Source organism: Bradyrhizobium sp. sGM-13, assembly GCF_018398875.1.
Taxonomy (GTDB): Bacteria; Pseudomonadota; Alphaproteobacteria; order Rhizobiales; family Xanthobacteraceae; genus Bradyrhizobium.
In genome coordinates this window covers 1-298 of the sequence record NZ_JAGWDK010000268.1, presented here as the reverse complement: position 1 = coordinate 298, position 298 = coordinate 1, and the positions used below count along the sequence as shown (strand labels likewise).

The 298-nt window shown below is 57.4% G+C and carries 1 protein-coding gene; it reads left to right on the top strand.

The window, feature by feature from the left end:
- On the top strand, positions 1-187 hold a 187-nt coding region (locus KJQ96_RS39030), incomplete at its 5' end, for a hypothetical protein (RefSeq protein ID WP_213291223.1).
- Positions 188-298: the final 111 nt, after the last annotated feature.

Below are 298 nucleotides of genomic sequence, written 5' to 3'. Positions count from 1 at the left end.
GCCGGAGAAGGATGCCGAAAGGGAGCTGATAGGCACTCATTGCGCGAGCCTAGCGCCCGAACCGGCTGTTCTCAATGACCTCAGAGGTCAAGTTGGCTGCGCAGAACTGCTGTTTTTTGACCTGTGGGGTCATCGATTTCGGCCGACGCTCACGCGAATGCTGGCGCGGGGCTTTGGTTCGAACTGAAACCGCGAAACTTCGAGGTGGAACATGCCCAGGATTGATTACTACCTGCTCGCATTTCTGATGAGCGCAGTGCTTGCGATCCCTGCTCTCGCTCAGAACGCCAGATCGCCA